Below are 16285 nucleotides of genomic sequence, written 5' to 3'. Positions count from 1 at the left end.
TACCCTTATCCACTGCCTTAAAAATTATTAGAGAACCAACCTTTCACCGAAGAAATTAATTTCTTCTTTGGCCTATCTACTTCTGATGCATCTTCTTCTAATTGTGACTCAACTGACCTACTATAATCATGCTCACTAGCGTATTTAAGCAAACCTACAACAGTAGCATATGATGGATTATGAACAACTTCATTTGCCCCTGAAACCTCAATAGGTCCACCAACCCTTGCAGCAGGTAACTTAAACATGTCTAAAGCAAGTCTAGCTAATCCTTTTAACTTCGCTCCACCGCCGGTGAAGACTATTCCTGATGATATAAGCTCAAGCAACCCATTAGCTTCTAATTCATCATATAAAGCTCTAAATATTTCTTCTACTCGCGCTTCTATGACCAGTGATAAATCTTGTAAAGATATTCTTTTTTTAGCATTTCCCAAAGAATTTGGAATATCTATCTTCTCATCTGGGTTTTTTAAATATTTACTCGCTGCGTACCCATATTGTAGTTTTAAACTTTCTGCTGCCTCTATCGGAAGCTTAAAAACTTTTGATATATCAGATGAAATATTATTCCCACCAGCTGCAATTGTTGATGTATAGCAAATCCCACCGTCAGAAAAAACAGAAAAACTAGTTGTATCAGCTCCCATATTTACTAGACAAACACCCATTTCTTTCTCACTGTTTGTAAGAATAGCCTCACTTGAAGCCAACTGCTCTACAACTATATTACTTATTCTATAGCCACAGTTTGAAACACATTTTCTAACATTTTGTAATAAGCGAGATGATATAACGACTATATGTACATTTGATTCTAACCTTACAGCAAACATACCTATTGGTTCTGTAACTCCTGGCTGACCATCCACCACATAATCTCTCTGTAAGACATGCAACATCTCCGTATCTGCTGACATAGGTACAGCTTTAGCGGTCTTAATTGCCATAGCTAAATCTTCCATAACGACTTCGCCATTTTCTACTGCTGCCAAACCATAAGAGTTAAAACCCTTAATACTAGGGGCACTTAATCCTAAAGTAATATCTTTAATTTCAACTCCTGCGATACTTTTTGCTTCATCTAAAGCTTCACCAAGAATTTCCATAGCCATTTCAAGATTTATTACAGAACCTTGTTTTATACCCTTCGATTTTTTTTGGCTGACTCCTAGTATTTTAATAGTGTCATTTTCAACCATCTGACCTATAGCTACTGTGATCTTGTGAGAACCTAAATCAACTGCACAAAAATTACCGTTCCCGAAGCCCATTTATTACTTACCTTAGTTATTGAAATAGATCTTATTTCTAGTTTTTAATACGTACTTACAGAACATTATAAGCTTATTTGTCATAGAAAACCAACAAAATGAAGTATTTTATTTTTATTTATTATTTATATACTTTATAGCAAAACCATCTGCATAACGCATGTCAAAATATTCTACAGATTCATAATTTTTAACTTTTTTGTAGGTCCTAAAGTATTCTTTTAAGCGAAGCTTAAGTTCCTTTGACCCAAGAATTACAACTTGATCATTTGAAAGGAGCAATTTAAACTGGTTACCTTTGTAAAAAATTCCAATAATCTCTGTAGAATTCGCTTTTGCAATACGATTTAACTGTCGATAAGTCTCGTAAATATAATATCTATTACCTTCGTCACTACTTTGTATATGCGGAAGCTCACGATCATAACTAAGCACTGTTGGTTTAACGATAGCCATATTATCAAGCAAAATCTTATCGCCATCCCAATATGCTACCGGCTTTCTATCATATAAGTATATAACTAATGTTGAAGGCCATACTTTTTTGACCAAAAAATAATCTACTCCTTTTATTTTATGCAAGTATCTCCTTACGTCCTGAATATTAAAATCAAACCATTGTTTTTGATTTAAGCCTGTTATTTTGTCTATCAGTTGTTGTTTAGATATGTACACTAAACCATCATTAGAAACGATATCTACCTTCGAAATTGTTCTATCTGTTTGCAGTACCAAATAAACTACTGCTCCAAACAGCACAACGAGTATTGTCAAAGATATTACTAATCGTTTAAGAGCTTTCATTACTGAGCTTGTTCTATAATTATTTTTACAAAATTATCAAAATCAACACCTTCTGCTGCTGCAGATTTTGGAGATAAACTATGCTCTGTCATTCCTGGAGAAGAGTTAACTTCCATTAGATAAAACCTATCTTGATCATATATAAGATCAACTCTAGCATGTCCTCTACACCCTAAAATATCATAAGCCTTTTTTGCAAGCTGTCTCACTTCAAGCTCTTTTTGCTTACACAACCCACTAGGACTATGATAAATCGATTTACCACTATATTTTGACTCATAGTCATAAAAATCATTTAACGGTTCAATCCACACAGACGAGTATACATCATTGTTAACAACAGCTACAGTAATCTCCTTGCCAGTTACCCACTGCTCAACCATTACATCACCATATTTGGAAGCTTCATCATAAGCAACTTTTAGCTCTGAAGTTGAATTAACTTTAAACGTAGCAATACTGGAGCCACCACTACATGGCTTAACAGCAACTGGAAAGGTAATCTCATCTTCATCAACCAACTCAGCTGTAAGAATCTTAGCCATAGGAGTAAGCATTTTATGATGCATCCAGATTTCTTTAGAAAGCATCTTATCCATAGTTATTACACTAGATTTCATATCAGAAGAGGTATGCTTTATTTTTAGCATTTCCAATAACGCTGATACTTTGCCATTTTCTCCATCTTCACCATGTAATGCTATAAAGCATTTATCTGGACTCAGCTCAAGTAATCCTTTTACAAGCTCTTTTGAATTAGCATCTAATCCTACAGCGTCATAGCCTTGCTTTTGTAAAGACTCTAATACGGCTTTACCAGATCTTAATGAAACTTCTCTTTCAGGAGAGTCGCCACCGTACAAAACTACTATTTTCTCTTTTTTCATCTTTTCCTCAAAAAAAATTCTTTAAGAAGGCTACCACATTTATCTGCCATAACACCTTCTGTTACTTTCAAATTATGGTTTAAGTTCTTGTTAAGGTGATATTTTTCCTGAGAAAACGCACCCACTCTTGTATCCCTACACGCATATACTACTTCTGTTATTCTAGCTTGAACTAAAGCGCCCAAACACATTATACATGGCTCAAGAGTTACATACAATTTTGTATTGATTAATCGATGATTTTCTAATGAGTTAGCTGCCATTTGGATAGCTAAAATTTCTGCATGAGCAGTTGGGTTAGTATCTGTTATGGTTCTGTTGTAGGTTTTAACAAGAACTTGATTATCTTTAACTACGATAGCTCCTATAGGAACCTCTCCTAAATCATATGCTAGTAAAGCTTGTTCATAAGCTTGTTGCATAAAGAAAATATGCTCTACTAATTCATTTGACATCTTAAAAATACTTTTTACTTGAAGTATTAGCTTCTCTTATATAATATTATACATTACAAAATTGTTTGCTAGTGTTTTTTGTATTCCCAGTGGAACATAGCAAACCCTGTTTAACCAACCACACTGGAATGGAAATAATAAAATGTCAGAAAATTTCAAAGAACTATTTGAACAATCTCTGAAACAAACAGAGATGAGAATCGGTAAAATAATAGAAGCAACTGTTGTAAGCATTGATAAAGAATATGCTATGATTGATGCTGGTCTTAAATCAGAATCATTTATACCTGTTTCTTCACTAAAAAATAGTAGTGGCGAAATAGAAGTTGCTCCAGGTGACAAGATAAATGTTGTACTTGAAGCACTAGATAATAGCTGTGGTGAAACTAGATTATCACGTGATAAAGCTAAGAAGATCGAGCTTTGGGACAGAATTGAGAAAGCTTTTGAAAGCAATGAAACTGTTCTTGGTAGAATAACTAATCACGTACGTGGTGGTTACACTATGGACGTTGAAGGATTAAGAGCTTTCTTACCAGGATCATTGGTAGATACAAGACCTATCAAAGATATTGCTCACTTAGAAGATAAAGATATCGAGCTAAAAGTAGTCAAGATTGATACAAAAAGAAACAATATTGTAGTTTCTAGAAAAGCTGTTATTGAAGAGAGCAGCTCTGGTGATAGAGATGCAATGCTTGAAAAAATCTCTGAAGGTAGCGTCCTTAAAGGTATTGTTAAAAACATCACTGACTTTGGAGCGTTTATTGACCTTGGCGGAGTTGATGGATTACTACACATTACAGATATCTCTTGGAGCAGAATTAGCCACCCAACAGATGTGCTATCTATTGGTCAAGAGATAGATGTTAAGATAATTAAATTTGATAAAGAAAAACAAAGAATCTCCCTAGGAATTAAACAACTTGGCGAAGATCCTTGGTTAAACATTGCAAAAGAATTGCCTGTAGGTGCTAAGTTAGCAGGAAACATTACTAACATTACTGATTATGGCTGTTTCGTTAAGCTTAAAGAAGGAATCGAAGGTCTAGTACATACTTCTGAAATGGATTGGACAAATAAAAATGTTAACCCACATAAAGCCGTATCTATTGGTCAAGAAGTTGAAGTTATTGTGCTTGAGCTAGATGCTGATAACCATAGAATTTCTTTAGGTATCAAGCAGTGCAAACCAAATCCTTGGAGTGAATTTGAGAAAAACTACAAGCCTGGTGATAAAGTCACTGGCAAGATCAGATCTATAACTGAGTTTGGTGTATTCATTGGTCTAGAGGGTGGTATCGATGGGCTTGTGCACATCTCTGATGTCGCGTGGGACAACCCAGCAAAAGCTATCAAAGAGCTTAAAAAAGGTGATGAAGTAGAGGCTGTACTAGTTTCTGTAAATACAGACCTTGAAAGAATCGCTCTTAGCATGAAGCAACTCTCTGAAGATCCGTTCAAAAATTTTGTTAGCTTACATCCAAAAGGTTCTTTAGTTAAAGGTAAAGTTACTAAAGTTCAAGAAAATGGTGCTGTAGTAATGCTTGATGAAAATAATAATATAGATGGCTTCATTAGAATTGCTGAAGTGTCTGTAGATCATACTAAAGATGTGCGTGATGAGTTAAGCGAAGGTCAAGAAGTGGAATCTAGAATTATCAACATTGATACTAAAAAGAGAAGTATTGCTCTTTCTATTAAAGCTGTTGAAGAAGATGCTTCTGCTAATAAGTCTAACTACAAAGTTGAGCAAATGACACCAACAACTTTGGGAGACTTAATAAAAGAGCAATTAAATAAAAAATAATAGCCTTTCATCATTAATTTTTTAATCAACGCCTACAAGCTAAATTTTAGTCTGTAGGTTTTTTTATTTACCTTACAAGTATAAAATATCATCTACCTCAATTAACCTAATTAAAAAACATGCTAACTAAAGATATAAATAAAATCATAGCCAAATTAGCGGCTCAAGAGGTTGTTAGTGTTCCAACAGATACTGTATATGGTTTAAGCTGTATTATTGAACCTAAGGTTGTGGATAGACTTATTAAAACAAAGCAGCGCGATTCTAGTAAAGGCTTTATCATAATTTCTTATAACTTTGAGCATTTTTTAGAATATATAGATAAAAGTATCTTGTCGGAAGAGCAGCTTGAAAAAATATCAACTGTTCAAAACACTCCTACCACATGGCTTGTTCCAGCAATGCAAAGTATAAAGTGGCTTACTGGAGAGAAACCTACCGTTGCTATTCGCTTAGTAAAAACAAAAGTAATTAAAGGCATATGTAATAAACTTAACCGTGCCATTATTTCAACCAGTGCAAATATATCAGGCAAACCTCCTCTTTACGATGCTAAATTAATTGATGAAACTTTTAAAGACATAACTGTATTTGCAGCCTCAAATAAGACCTCTGGAACACCGTCAAAAATAATAGATATTATAAATAATGAACAAATTAGGTAAGCTAAAGTGATAAAAATTTGATAAATAATATAAAATATAATAGCATTAGATTTGAATCATAGATTTATAAATATAAAGATATAGGGAAAAAATGGAAAAGATTAGCCAGAAAGATATACAAAGCAAGCTATGGAGTAATGAGGATGAAAGTAATTTTTCCAACGAGCAGTATAATGCTTTATTAATTGAGCAATACCGCATTTATGTTGAGTTAACTGACAGAACAAGTTACAGAAGGATTGTGATAAACCTTTTTTTCCTAGTTATAAATTTACTTTTAGTAGGTATCGTAGCGCTAGCTATTAGTAACAACATAAATGTTGATAACCCTCCATCTCCTGTTTTGGTAGTTATCCCATATTTTGCGAGTTTAGTTTTTTGCTATGCTTGGTGGAAAATTATCAGATTTTTTAGACACCATATTCAAATTAAGAGTAGCATCGTGCCTTCTTTGGAAAGGCGCTTACCATCAAGAGTTTGGCTTACTGAAGAGCATATAGCAGAAGAAAAAGGTTCATTTAAGCCTATCAGGGTGCTTGAAATATATATGCCTTTTATTTTTATGGGGATATACTCAGCTTTGTTTTTATTTGTTGAGCTTTCTTGGATACCTAAGGTATTATAAGTATTTATTCTATTTCTTAATTTTTTAAGTATGACCAGAATTATTATAAATTACTAACGACGAATGAACTTATTTTATTAAGCTTCCAAATTCGTTAAGTTCTAATTGTCTTGCAATGTACTTATCATTCCGAAACCATAAGTTATTTAGCCAATTCTGAAAAGCTTGCTTATCTTCATTGTTGTTAAAATAATCTCCTATAGGGATATCTGATAATGGTATAAAGTCTACTTTTACTGTAATTTTCTTGGTTTTACGGACCATAAAATCCCATAAAGTTTGATTAGGGTTATCATATACAATTGTAGTATTTAGGATCCCCTTAATTCTATCAGACAAACTCCTAAGAATCACCGCTGCTCCACCTGCTTTAGGGTTTAGAAGGTATTTATAATTACTACTTAAAGCTTTCTCAACAGTAAATCTCGTACCTTCAACAAAATTAACTATTGTTGTTGGTCTGTGTGACAATTTCCTACAGTATTCATTTGTTTTAGCAATATCTTGACCCTTTTTTTCTGGATGCTTTTCAAGATAATACTTTGAATACCTTTTCATAGCAGGAAACTCCAAAGCCCAACATACAAGACCTACCACCGGAACAAAAAACATCTGAAACTTCATAAAAAATTTTGGAAAAGCTATTTTCTTATGAAAAGCCAACATTAAGACAAAAGTGTCTAGCCAACTTCTATGATTACTAATTATCAGATAAGAGTCTTTGCTACTTAATCCCTCACTTTGTTCTAACTCAATCTTTGTTGGAGAAAAAAGTTTTGTAACAAAGATAGCAAAACTTACCCAAAAACTAGCCAGAGACTGAATTATAGTTGTACAGTAATATTTAATTTTTTTGATTGGTGTTAGCAACTTAAGTAAAGAAAAGAAAACCAAAGGTAAAAAGACTATAGCTGTATTAACAAATAAACAAAAAATTGAAAATAAGGCGTAGTAACCATATTTTATTGCTTTAAACATTTAAAAAATACAAAAACTCGTTAGACTATTACCATATTATCATTTATTTAGATTTTTTTTAATAAAGCTGTGAAAATATACTCTCTAATGATAAAAAATTGCAAACTAATGTGAGGTTTGCGACAAAAACATCAATTAAAGAATAAATCTCTCTGAACAAATAACATCCAAATTCACCAAGATTTAATACCAAAAAGTTATGAATCATAAACCACAAGTGTCAAATTTTATAGCTTTACTATACATATATATGTTATAAATTGTATAGTATTAAAAACTTAATAATCTGGCAAAACAATAAATATGAATAAAAAAATATTAATCGCACTCTGCTTATTCACCCTGAACTATAATTCATTTGCACTAGACATTCCTTTTTATATAGGTGCTTATAATAATTCCTGGGGGATTCCAAATAATGATGGTATATTTTATGGAGAATTTTATACTGATAGCAACACTGTATCTGACATAGCTCTAGCCGCGGTGGCAGCAAATCCATCTTATATCCTAATTGATAATGATATGGTATTTGCGGTAAATGAAATAGAGCCAGGAAGAGTTACTTCATTTAGAAAAGATGGTAAAACACTTAAAGAAGTTGATAGTATATTATCTAATGGCAATAATGCTGTGCATATTACAAAATTTGGTAATGAGATATTTGTAGCAAACTATGGTAGCTCTAATAGCATACATAGTGGTATATCGGTATACAACAATAATAATGAGGCTTTCACCTGTAAAGACTCTAAAATATATGAGCAAGCAGGATCACATGCTCATTCAATTTATCCAATCACTATTGATGGTGAAAAATACGTATACTCCGCTGATTTGGGTGCTGATCTAATACATGTGTATAAAAATAATAATGGTGTTTTAAAGGAAATACAGTCTTTAAAATTATCAAAAAATGCTGGACCTAGACACATGGCTATATCAACAAAAAATAATAAAATATACGTCGCTAATGAATTAGATTCAACAATTTCTATATTAGATATAAACCCAAAAAGCGGTAAATTAAATATTATCAACTCTATTCCTAGCTATAAAGGTAAACTAACTGTTGAAAGAAATTATCCTTCTGAGATTATGTTAAGTAAACAAGATGAAAACTTATACGTAACTAATAGAGGTATGAATGATGTAACATTATTTGGTGTAGACCAGAATGGGTTACTTAAATATAATAGCTCATACTCTACTCATGGTAATTGGCCAAGAGACATGGACATAAGTGAAGATGAAAATTATATAGCAGTTGCAAATCAAAATAGTAATAACGTTACTTTCTTTCATATAAACAATGATGGTGGTTTAGAATACCTTAATAGTGTTAAGGTAAATAACCCTGTTAGCGTTAAGTTTGATGGTAAAAAATTGTCTTAATGTAATTGTTTACTTCAAGTTAGACAGGTCTTAGTGGAAATAATGCAAGTTGTTACAGGCGCAGTTACGTTTAATTCGAATAAATTAACACATTCTTAGAAGATGGGGTTGAAATATGAGTATTAAAAAATGTCAAAGTTGTGGGTTCATGTGGCATTCACAATCTAAATTTGGAGATTTTAGAGAAGATCAATGCTATAGATGTGGATCAACTCAATTATCTACTCAAAAAATGCCTTTACAGTTCAATACTGTACAAGAACAACAGCAAGAAAAATATAGGGACATTATTTTTAATAAGCCAATGCAAAGTTCTATAGGAATATACCAAGGTATAGAAATATATGGGGATAGATCTTTTATTGAAGTGGGTAAAACGCATATAACAGTTGGACCAGGTTCTGAAAAAACATCAGGCTGCGCAGTTTTTATACCTAACATTGAGCTTTCTCGTATAACTACCATATCTACCCATAGTTTGACTGGTTGCCAATGTATCGCTATTTATGGGAGATCTCAATATGGATCGGTTAACGTTTTCTTCGCTCACTCTCGTCTTTATGATAAAAGTGATGATGAAATCATTAATAAGGCCCGGGAGTTTATAAAGACACATCACCAAAACCAAATATATTGGGGTACTGATTTTAGCGCAGTGGTAAATGCTGATAGATTGCATGATTTTATATGTGAGACTCAAATAACATTAAGCATAAACCTCGGTTGCTGGGCTAGACTGTCACATTGTATAAGAACACATGAAACCACTTTTTTTCCACACTTGGGTTTTGCTACAGCAGGAAACCATTATAAAGCGTTGCAGAATTTGAATAAGGGATGGTTGAATAACGATATTATAAATTCGAAATATTCCACTATTGAAACGTTTGAACCAAACATAACAATAATTAGCACAATCAATAAACATTTAAAACTCTTGAATGAGAAAAGTAATAGTTTTTTCCGTCGTGTATGGCACGATCAACGGAGAGAACGTAAAATTCTTGTTCTAAATGATCTTCTGACTTCATATTGCTGCGGGAACTTAGATAGACTAGTTGGGATGCGAAAAAATACAGAACAGCAATACAATGACCTAGCTTGGCTGGGTACGAACAACACCACTAAACGATTAGTGATCCAAGCTACAGAAGATGCAATATCCCGAACACGAGCATTTGACAAAGTTAACTATTGTGGGATAAAAGAAGATGGCTCTGAGTATTTTCGTAATGAAGAAGTCTTAACTAAAGACATTCAATATAAAGTAGACATGATACTGAAAGAAAACCTGTAGAATCTAGTAGTTTAGATGTAAAAGATTAATTTTTATACTTCTTCAGCAGCATTTACTTCTTCAGCCTCGTCACTTACTGAATTATTATTGCTTTTTAACTTCTCTGACTTTGGTATTATTTTTTTATCTAAAAATATTTCGAAATCTTTAATAAGAATTTCTCTGATTTCAGCTACATTAACTTCTTCTCCATCAACTTCACCTGATTTAACAAAACCTACAAGCTCATCAAAAATTTCTAGGGTTGAATTAGATATTTTCTCTTCCATTTTTGGAAGGATGACTCCTAGTTGTATTTTAAAAGCTATATTATCCATACTTTCCCTCACTCTATTGTTTAAAATTATTTTACTTAAATTTCTCATAATTCATTCATATTGTAAACCCTTTTTTTTAGTTTGTGTAATTATGGCTCTTACAGGTATCTAAAAATCACTTAAAAGTCTTTAGGGATATGAATAAAAGATATATTTGAAAATGCTATTTTCTCAAAAATATAATGGTTTAGTTAGCCTTCTAATTAATCTATTTAAGTAAATATCATTTGGTCTAAATATGAAACAATATATTTATCATTTGTACTATGTGCGATTTTTTTGAATAAAAGGAAATTATTTTTTTGTTGCGAATTTAATACAGTCGTTAAATCTTTAAAACACTTCAATATCAAGCCTTGATAAAATTTATTTAAATCAAGTTGTTTAAAAATAAAAATAAGTGAGTTAAAAAAATTATTTCCTTCGCTAACAGTAAGTTTTGATATTGTTTTCAAATGATTTATGCCAATGTTATTTATTTTTGAAAGTACATCAATTATATTGAGTTTAAATTCCAGTAATAATTTAAGCAAAACATCTCCTTCACGCGGAGGAGATATTTGATTTTTTAAATAGTGTTTCTTATATATTTCATAAGGAACCGATTCTATTAGTCCTTCACAATGCTCATTAAAATAAGCGATTTTGTTATCAAATTTATTGTGATAACCATCGCATTCACTGTATTGAATATTAAAGGTAAGGTCATTATTTTGTATAGTGGAAATGTCATTACTGTCTATTATTGTTTTTGACCAAAATCCAACTGTATATATTTTTCTAAAACCAGCACTATCTAACTCCTTTATTAGTTCACTGGCAAATCTAACAGAATGACAAGCGATTACATATACTCCCAATCCCGATCTAACCTGTGTTGATTTAGATAAAATTTCTGCGATATCTTTGGCTGTAATCTTATTGTTTTCATAATAAGCAGTTTGTTTGCTATTTATAGCCAATATTCTTTGCGTTAGAAAGTCATCATCTAAAGACCCATGGGCTTCCAGATAAATTCTTGTTTTTTCATTGATTTTCGTTTTTTTGAGTTGATTAATTAGTAATTCTTTGTTTTTTTCATCCATCCCACCAGTAGGATTGAATTTGATAAATGGACCTGTGAATGAAGCTGAAGAATGGTTTTTTATTTTAAATTCACTTACAAATACATTATCCGTTACATTCATTCCCTTATTAATAAAAGGAAATGTGTGTGTAGAAGTATTAACAGTTATAGTAGGTTTCAAGTCGCCATTAAAACTTATAAATATATCGCTCATTTGGTTACACCTTATTATATTAGGCAATTTATAGGTAATACTCTCATGAAGGAAGCCACAAAAAAGTATACTTCGTTAAGCTGCTTTAGGAATCATAAGTCTAAGAGGACACCCCCTAAACCCATATTATAAATAACTGAGTAGATTTTAACCTAATATACCCTAAACTACCAAATGAATTCTCTTCATCTCAAACATATCTGCTAAACTTTTACTAATAATAGTTATTAGGATAAACACCTAGTGTTATTATACTGGAAGCTACTAAAAATCTCTTTAAAGCCTTTTTGAGCTATGTAGAATATTTTTTATTGAAGTATATAATAAAAACATTCAAGTTAACTGTGATTTCACGTAAGTACGAGTATGACACTTACTGCAAAAAACAACTTTTTTATTTTGTTGCAAAGGAATGTATTGGTTACAGTTTTTATTGCTACATTCAACTGAAGTTGTTAAGCAATATTGAACTTTTTTAAAGTCTTCTACCTTTACACGCCAACTTTTAAAGTAATTTTTCAATATTTGATATTTTTGATGTTCTAAATATTTATTAAGCGATGGTTGACTTTGAAAACCAAATTTATTAAAAGACTGTGGACTGGTAATATAATCCTCATTATATTTTTTCACAAGGTTTATGTAATACCTAGTACTCATGTAATGTTCAATAATATGTAACCTAGGGTTACTGTAAACTAGTTTAGTTACTTTTTTATCATAATAGTCTTGTGGCGGAATAATTTTATCTTTTGGGATAATAAAATTGTTAGTATCATTAACCCTTACAAGCCCATAAGGGATGAATTGATCGTAGTAATTAAGTGTACCGTCTAAAAAGTGTATATCCTTACTTAAATATGAGGAATATAACGATATCGCAGTAAGCATACAACTCCCTATTAGATAAAATTTATTTCTTAAAAGATGCGATTTTTTTATATATTTAACAGAATTTGTAGTAGCCAGGTGTTTTAATTTTACCGTACCTGCTTCATAAAGGATTTGTGCAAAACCGATAACAATAGTAGGATCTTGATTTAAAATAGCATAAATGCATACTGCATCTTTATCTTTAAAACTAGATTTTTCTTCATAACTTTCTAATAAGCCTGCATACAATTCTTTGGTAACGTCCATTTCACCACTAAATTCTGAAAAAGTTAAGAACATTAGTTTGTCATTGCCAGTAACATTTTTAGAATTAGTTATGAAAATTTGCATATTTTTATTTTTTAAAAAATTACTATACCATTCTGGGACAGTAATTTTTTTCATTTCTAGAAAGGAGATATACTCCATATTAAAGCAAGCCATAACTAAGCATAAAATAATTTTCTAGTACATAATATACACAAAAATTAAAAATAATCAAGTTTTTAGTTAAGTAAAGATATTTTTTTAAGATACTTTTATAATATCGGAGCAAATATGAGATACCTCTTATAAATGAAAAGGCTTTTTATACTATAAAGAATGGTGATTATTTCTTTGATTAGTTTTATTTGCTGAAAATAAGACTATCAGCATCTACACCAACTACTATCTTCTCACCGGCTTTAAACTCACTATTTAGTAATTTAAGAGCTAGAGGATTTTCTAAATTATTTTGGATAGCTCTTTTAAGTGGTCTTGCTCCAAATACAGGATCAAACCCAGCTTCTGCAAGTTTATCCATAGCTTCAGGAGTAACTTCTAAACCAATCTCTAGATCAGCTAAACGTTTTTCTAAACGCTTAATTTGTATCTTAGCTATTTCTGCTATCATTTCTTTATCTAAAGGCTCAAAGACAATAGCATCATCAACTCTATTCACAAATTCTGGTCTAAAGTAGGTTAAAACCATCTCCATAACAGCTGATTTTACAGTTTCATAGTCTTGCCCTTGCATTTCTTGGATTCTATGCGAACCAAGGTTAGAAGTCATAACTATCACAGTGTTTTTAAAGTCTACTGTTCTGCCTTGACCATCTGTTAAACGACCGTCATCTAGAACTTGTAGTAGTATATTAAAAACATCTGCATGAGCTTTTTCTACTTCATCCAGCAAGATTACAGAATAAGGTCTTCTTCTAACATGTTCTGTTAAGTAACCACCCTGTTCATATCCAACATATCCAGGAGGTGCACCTATCAATCTTGCAACAGTATGTTTTTCCATAAACTCAGACATATCTACTCTAAGCATTGCATCCTGGTCATCAAACAAGAATTCTGCCAAAGCTTTTGTTAGCTCGGTTTTACCTACCCCAGTTGGGCCTAAAAACATAAATGAACCTATAGGCTTATTTGGATCAGATAAGCCAGATCTAGATCTTCTAACAGCATTAGACACCGCTTTTATTGCTTGGTCTTGGCCTATAACTCTTTTATGTAAGAACTCTTCCATATTTAGAAGTTTCTCTTTTTCTCCTTCCATCATCTTAGATACAGGTATACCAGTAGCTTTAGAAATTACATCTGCTATTTCATTTTCTGTTACAGAAGTTCTAACAAGCTTATTTTCTGTAGATCCTGCTTCTGTTTGCTCTATTTGCTTAATCTGAGCTTCTAATTCAGGTATCTTTCCGTACTGAAGTTCAGCCATTTTACTCAAATCACCAGCTCTTTGACATTTTTCTAGCTCAAATTTAGCTTTTTCAAGTTTTTCTTTAAGTTGGCTAGCTCCTTGCATCTTAAGCTTTTCAGATTTCCAGATTTCCTCTAACCCTTTATATTCAAATTCCAAACCCTTTATTTCTTCTTTAAGGATTTCTAATCTTTTCTTAGTAGCTTCATCTTTTTCTTTTTTAAGCTGCTCACGTTGCATCTTTAATTGAAGAATTCTTCTATAAAGTTGCTCCATCTTCTCTGGCTTAGAATCAATCTCCATACGGATTTGGCTCCCTGCTTCATCAACCAAATCAATAGCTTTATCAGGTAGTTGTCTATCTGTTATATATCTATGGGATAAAGTAGCTGCAGCAACTATAGCCGAATCTGTGATATTAACACGATGATGCAATTCATACCTTTCTTTCAAACCACGAAGTATAGCTATAGTATCTTCAACTGTAGGTTCTTCTACTAAAACTTTTTGAAATCTTCTTTCTAGAGCTGGATCCTTCTCAACATACTCCCGATATTCATCTAAAGTCGTTGCACCCACACACTTTAACTCACCTCTAGCTAAAGCAGGTTTAAGCATATTACCAGCGTCCATAGAGCCTTCGGCTTTACCAGCACCAACCATAGTGTGTAATTCATCTATAAATAAAATTACATTACCATCTTGTTTAGATAAGTCTTTTAAAACAGCTTTTAGACGCTCTTCAAAATCGCCTCTAAATTTTGCTCCAGCTAGCAAAGCACCCATATCCAAAGATAAAACTTTTTTACCTTTAACTCCTTCTGGAACTTCATTATTTACTATACGCTGGGCTAAACCTTCTACAATAGCTGTTTTACCAACCCCAGGCTCACCTATAAGTACTGGATTATTTTTTGTACGGCGTTGTAATACTTGTATAGCCCTACGAATTTCACTATCTCTACCAATGATAGGATCTATCTTACCTTTTTTTGCAAGCTCCGTTAAATCCACGGTATATTTGTCTAATGCGCTTTTCATGTCTTCTTGGTTCTGACTACTCACTCTTTCTCCTCCACGATATTCACTTATTGCCTTAGTAATTTTGTCTTTTGTTATTCCAAACTTATTGTATAAACCTGACAAACTTCTATCCTCTATAGAGGCTAGCAAAAATAATTCACTTGAAACAAACTCATCTTTATTCTCATTTGCCAATGTCTGCATTTTCTGTAATATAGTAATTAAATCTTTAGATGGTTTAACCTGTGGATTACCCTCCCCCTTTAATATAGCTACTGCATCTACCATTTCATTTATAGATTTCTTAAAAAGATGTAAATCTACCACACACACGCTCAAAATGACTGCTGTCACACTATCATTTTGCTCTAATAAGGCTTTTAACATATGTATTGGTGCAAACTCAGTTGCTTTTTGTTGAAAAGCATAAGACTGAGCTTCAGATATAGCCTCTTTAAGCTTTATTGTGAACTTATTTATGTCCATAACCCTCCTTTCTTATTTATGCATTTTATTCATTTACGGTCATGCGACCATTTTTCAAGTCATAAAGCACATACAAACTTTGATATAAAATTTATTTTATAACTTTATGTTGCTACTTTGCACACCCAAATTTAAGGGCATTTCTTTACACATATTTCCAGCATCTTTTGTGTTTAGCAGAAATACAGAAATTCATAATTGCGTTACATGTAATTAAATATAGTTCTAAAGCTAAATAATTACATATAGTACAAAAGAAATACTATATATCTGGATCACGTTGGTCAACTCTTTTATGTTTTTTACAAAAACAAAAAATTTATACACAAGCAACCCACACAGACTTAAAAAATTTATAGACACTGTTTTCTATAATTAAAAAGAGAAATATAATGATTAAATTATGGGGCTATTGCAAAC

14 protein-coding genes are annotated in these 16285 nt (G+C 32.0%); 5 read left to right on the top strand and 9 right to left on the bottom strand.

Features of this window, described 5'->3' with window-relative positions; genetic code table 11:
• Positions 1-17: 17 nt before the first annotated feature.
• From ftsA to tadA, 4 genes are all read right to left on the bottom strand, one after another.
• Positions 18-1274, bottom strand: a complete 1257-nt coding sequence (gene ftsA, locus SD28_RS01740) for a cell division protein FtsA (protein WP_039123431.1) — start codon at positions 1272-1274, stop codon at positions 18-20.
• Positions 1275-1388: 114 nt separating this feature from the next.
• Positions 1389-2078 carry a cell division protein FtsQ/DivIB gene (locus SD28_RS01735; RefSeq protein ID WP_039123430.1) on the bottom strand — a complete coding sequence of 230 codons (690 nt, stop codon included), beginning with the start codon at positions 2076-2078 and terminating at the stop codon, positions 1389-1391.
• Positions 2078-2965, bottom strand: a complete 888-nt coding sequence (locus SD28_RS01730; RefSeq protein ID WP_039123429.1) for a D-alanine--D-alanine ligase — start codon at positions 2963-2965, stop codon at positions 2078-2080. Before SD28_RS01730 ends, SD28_RS01735 begins: the two co-directional genes overlap by 1 nt.
• Complete coding sequence (gene tadA, locus SD28_RS01725; protein ID WP_039123428.1) at positions 2962-3420, bottom strand: tRNA adenosine(34) deaminase TadA; 459 nt, start codon at positions 3418-3420, stop codon at positions 2962-2964. The genes SD28_RS01730 and tadA overlap by 4 nt, the downstream gene beginning before the upstream one ends.
• A 142-nt stretch (positions 3421-3562) precedes the next feature.
• Between tadA and rpsA the strand changes: the two genes are divergently transcribed.
• From rpsA to SD28_RS01710, 3 genes are all read left to right on the top strand, one after another.
• Complete coding sequence (gene rpsA / locus SD28_RS01720; protein WP_039123426.1) at positions 3563-5230, top strand: 30S ribosomal protein S1; 1668 nt, start codon at positions 3563-3565, stop codon at positions 5228-5230.
• A gap of 119 nt (positions 5231-5349) precedes the next feature.
• The gene (locus tag SD28_RS01715; protein ID WP_039123425.1) at positions 5350-5895 is read left to right on the top strand and encodes an L-threonylcarbamoyladenylate synthase; all 546 of its coding nucleotides are present in this window, start codon (positions 5350-5352) and stop codon (positions 5893-5895) included.
• A gap of 91 nt (positions 5896-5986) precedes the next feature.
• Complete coding sequence (locus SD28_RS01710) at positions 5987-6520, top strand: intracellular proliferation membrane protein RipA (RefSeq protein WP_039123424.1); 534 nt, start codon at positions 5987-5989, stop codon at positions 6518-6520.
• Between the two features lie 69 nt (positions 6521-6589).
• Here SD28_RS01710 and SD28_RS01705 read toward each other — a convergent pair whose 3' ends face one another.
• Positions 6590-7498, bottom strand: a complete 909-nt coding sequence (locus SD28_RS01705) for an acetyltransferase (RefSeq protein ID WP_039123423.1) — start codon at positions 7496-7498, stop codon at positions 6590-6592.
• 303 nt (positions 7499-7801) lie between these two features.
• Here SD28_RS01705 and SD28_RS01700 point away from each other — a divergent pair, with 303 nt between their 5' ends.
• Complete coding sequence (locus tag SD28_RS01700; RefSeq protein WP_039123422.1) at positions 7802-8893, top strand: lactonase family protein; 1092 nt, start codon at positions 7802-7804, stop codon at positions 8891-8893.
• A gap of 115 nt (positions 8894-9008) precedes the next feature.
• The gene (locus SD28_RS01695; protein WP_039123421.1) at positions 9009-10190 is read left to right on the top strand and encodes a hypothetical protein; all 1182 of its coding nucleotides are present in this window, start codon (positions 9009-9011) and stop codon (positions 10188-10190) included.
• A gap of 32 nt (positions 10191-10222) precedes the next feature.
• Here the strand turns inward: SD28_RS01695 and SD28_RS01690 are convergent, their stop codons facing one another.
• The 4 genes from SD28_RS01690 to clpB form a co-directional block, all read right to left on the bottom strand.
• Positions 10223-10507, bottom strand: coding sequence for a hypothetical protein (locus SD28_RS01690; RefSeq protein WP_039123420.1), 285 nt, complete (start codon positions 10505-10507; stop codon positions 10223-10225).
• Positions 10508-10719: 212 nt separating this feature from the next.
• On the bottom strand, positions 10720-11787 hold the full coding sequence (locus SD28_RS01685) for a hypothetical protein (RefSeq protein ID WP_039123419.1): 1068 nt from the start codon (positions 11785-11787) through the stop codon (positions 10720-10722).
• A gap of 333 nt (positions 11788-12120) precedes the next feature.
• A complete protein-coding gene (locus SD28_RS01680) occupies positions 12121-13065 on the bottom strand; it encodes an IBR domain-containing protein (RefSeq protein WP_157698615.1) in 945 nt (314 codons plus the stop codon).
• Between the two features lie 223 nt (positions 13066-13288).
• Positions 13289-15865, bottom strand: a complete 2577-nt coding sequence (clpB, locus tag SD28_RS01675; protein ID WP_039123417.1) for an ATP-dependent chaperone ClpB — start codon at positions 15863-15865, stop codon at positions 13289-13291.
• Positions 15866-16285: the final 420 nt, after the last annotated feature.

It is taken from the genome of Allofrancisella guangzhouensis, from assembly GCF_000815225.1.
In the GTDB taxonomy this organism is placed as follows: Bacteria; Pseudomonadota; Gammaproteobacteria; order Francisellales; family Francisellaceae; genus Francisella; species Francisella guangzhouensis.
The sequence above is the reverse complement of the archived record's forward strand: the minus strand, read 5'-3'. Positions and strand labels throughout refer to the sequence as shown.

Excerpts from the sequence above, each read along its gene's own strand:
- ftsA (WP_039123431.1), bottom strand. The coding sequence starts at position 1,274 with ATGGGCTTCGGGAACGGTAATTTTTGTGCAGTTGATTTAGGTTCTCAC.
- SD28_RS01735 (WP_039123430.1), bottom strand. The coding sequence starts at position 2,078 with ATGAAAGCTCTTAAACGATTAGTAATATCTTTGACAATACTCGTTGTG.
- SD28_RS01730 (WP_039123429.1), bottom strand. The coding sequence starts at position 2,965 with ATGAAAAAAGAGAAAATAGTAGTTTTGTACGGTGGCGACTCTCCTGAA.
- tadA (WP_039123428.1), bottom strand. The coding sequence starts at position 3,420 with ATGTCAAATGAATTAGTAGAGCATATTTTCTTTATGCAACAAGCTTAT.
- rpsA (WP_039123426.1), top strand. The coding sequence starts at position 3,563 with ATGTCAGAAAATTTCAAAGAACTATTTGAACAATCTCTGAAACAAACA.
- SD28_RS01715 (WP_039123425.1), top strand. The coding sequence starts at position 5,350 with ATGCTAACTAAAGATATAAATAAAATCATAGCCAAATTAGCGGCTCAA.
- SD28_RS01710 (WP_039123424.1), top strand. The coding sequence starts at position 5,987 with ATGGAAAAGATTAGCCAGAAAGATATACAAAGCAAGCTATGGAGTAAT.
- SD28_RS01705 (WP_039123423.1), bottom strand. The coding sequence starts at position 7,498 with ATGTTTAAAGCAATAAAATATGGTTACTACGCCTTATTTTCAATTTTT.
- SD28_RS01700 (WP_039123422.1), top strand. The coding sequence starts at position 7,802 with ATGAATAAAAAAATATTAATCGCACTCTGCTTATTCACCCTGAACTAT.
- SD28_RS01695 (WP_039123421.1), top strand. The coding sequence starts at position 9,009 with ATGAGTATTAAAAAATGTCAAAGTTGTGGGTTCATGTGGCATTCACAA.
- SD28_RS01690 (WP_039123420.1), bottom strand. The coding sequence starts at position 10,507 with ATGGATAATATAGCTTTTAAAATACAACTAGGAGTCATCCTTCCAAAA.
- SD28_RS01685 (WP_039123419.1), bottom strand. The coding sequence starts at position 11,787 with ATGAGCGATATATTTATAAGTTTTAATGGCGACTTGAAACCTACTATA.
- SD28_RS01680 (WP_157698615.1), bottom strand. The coding sequence starts at position 13,065 with ATGAAAAAAATTACTGTCCCAGAATGGTATAGTAATTTTTTAAAAAAT.
- clpB (WP_039123417.1), bottom strand. The coding sequence starts at position 15,865 with ATGGACATAAATAAGTTCACAATAAAGCTTAAAGAGGCTATATCTGAA.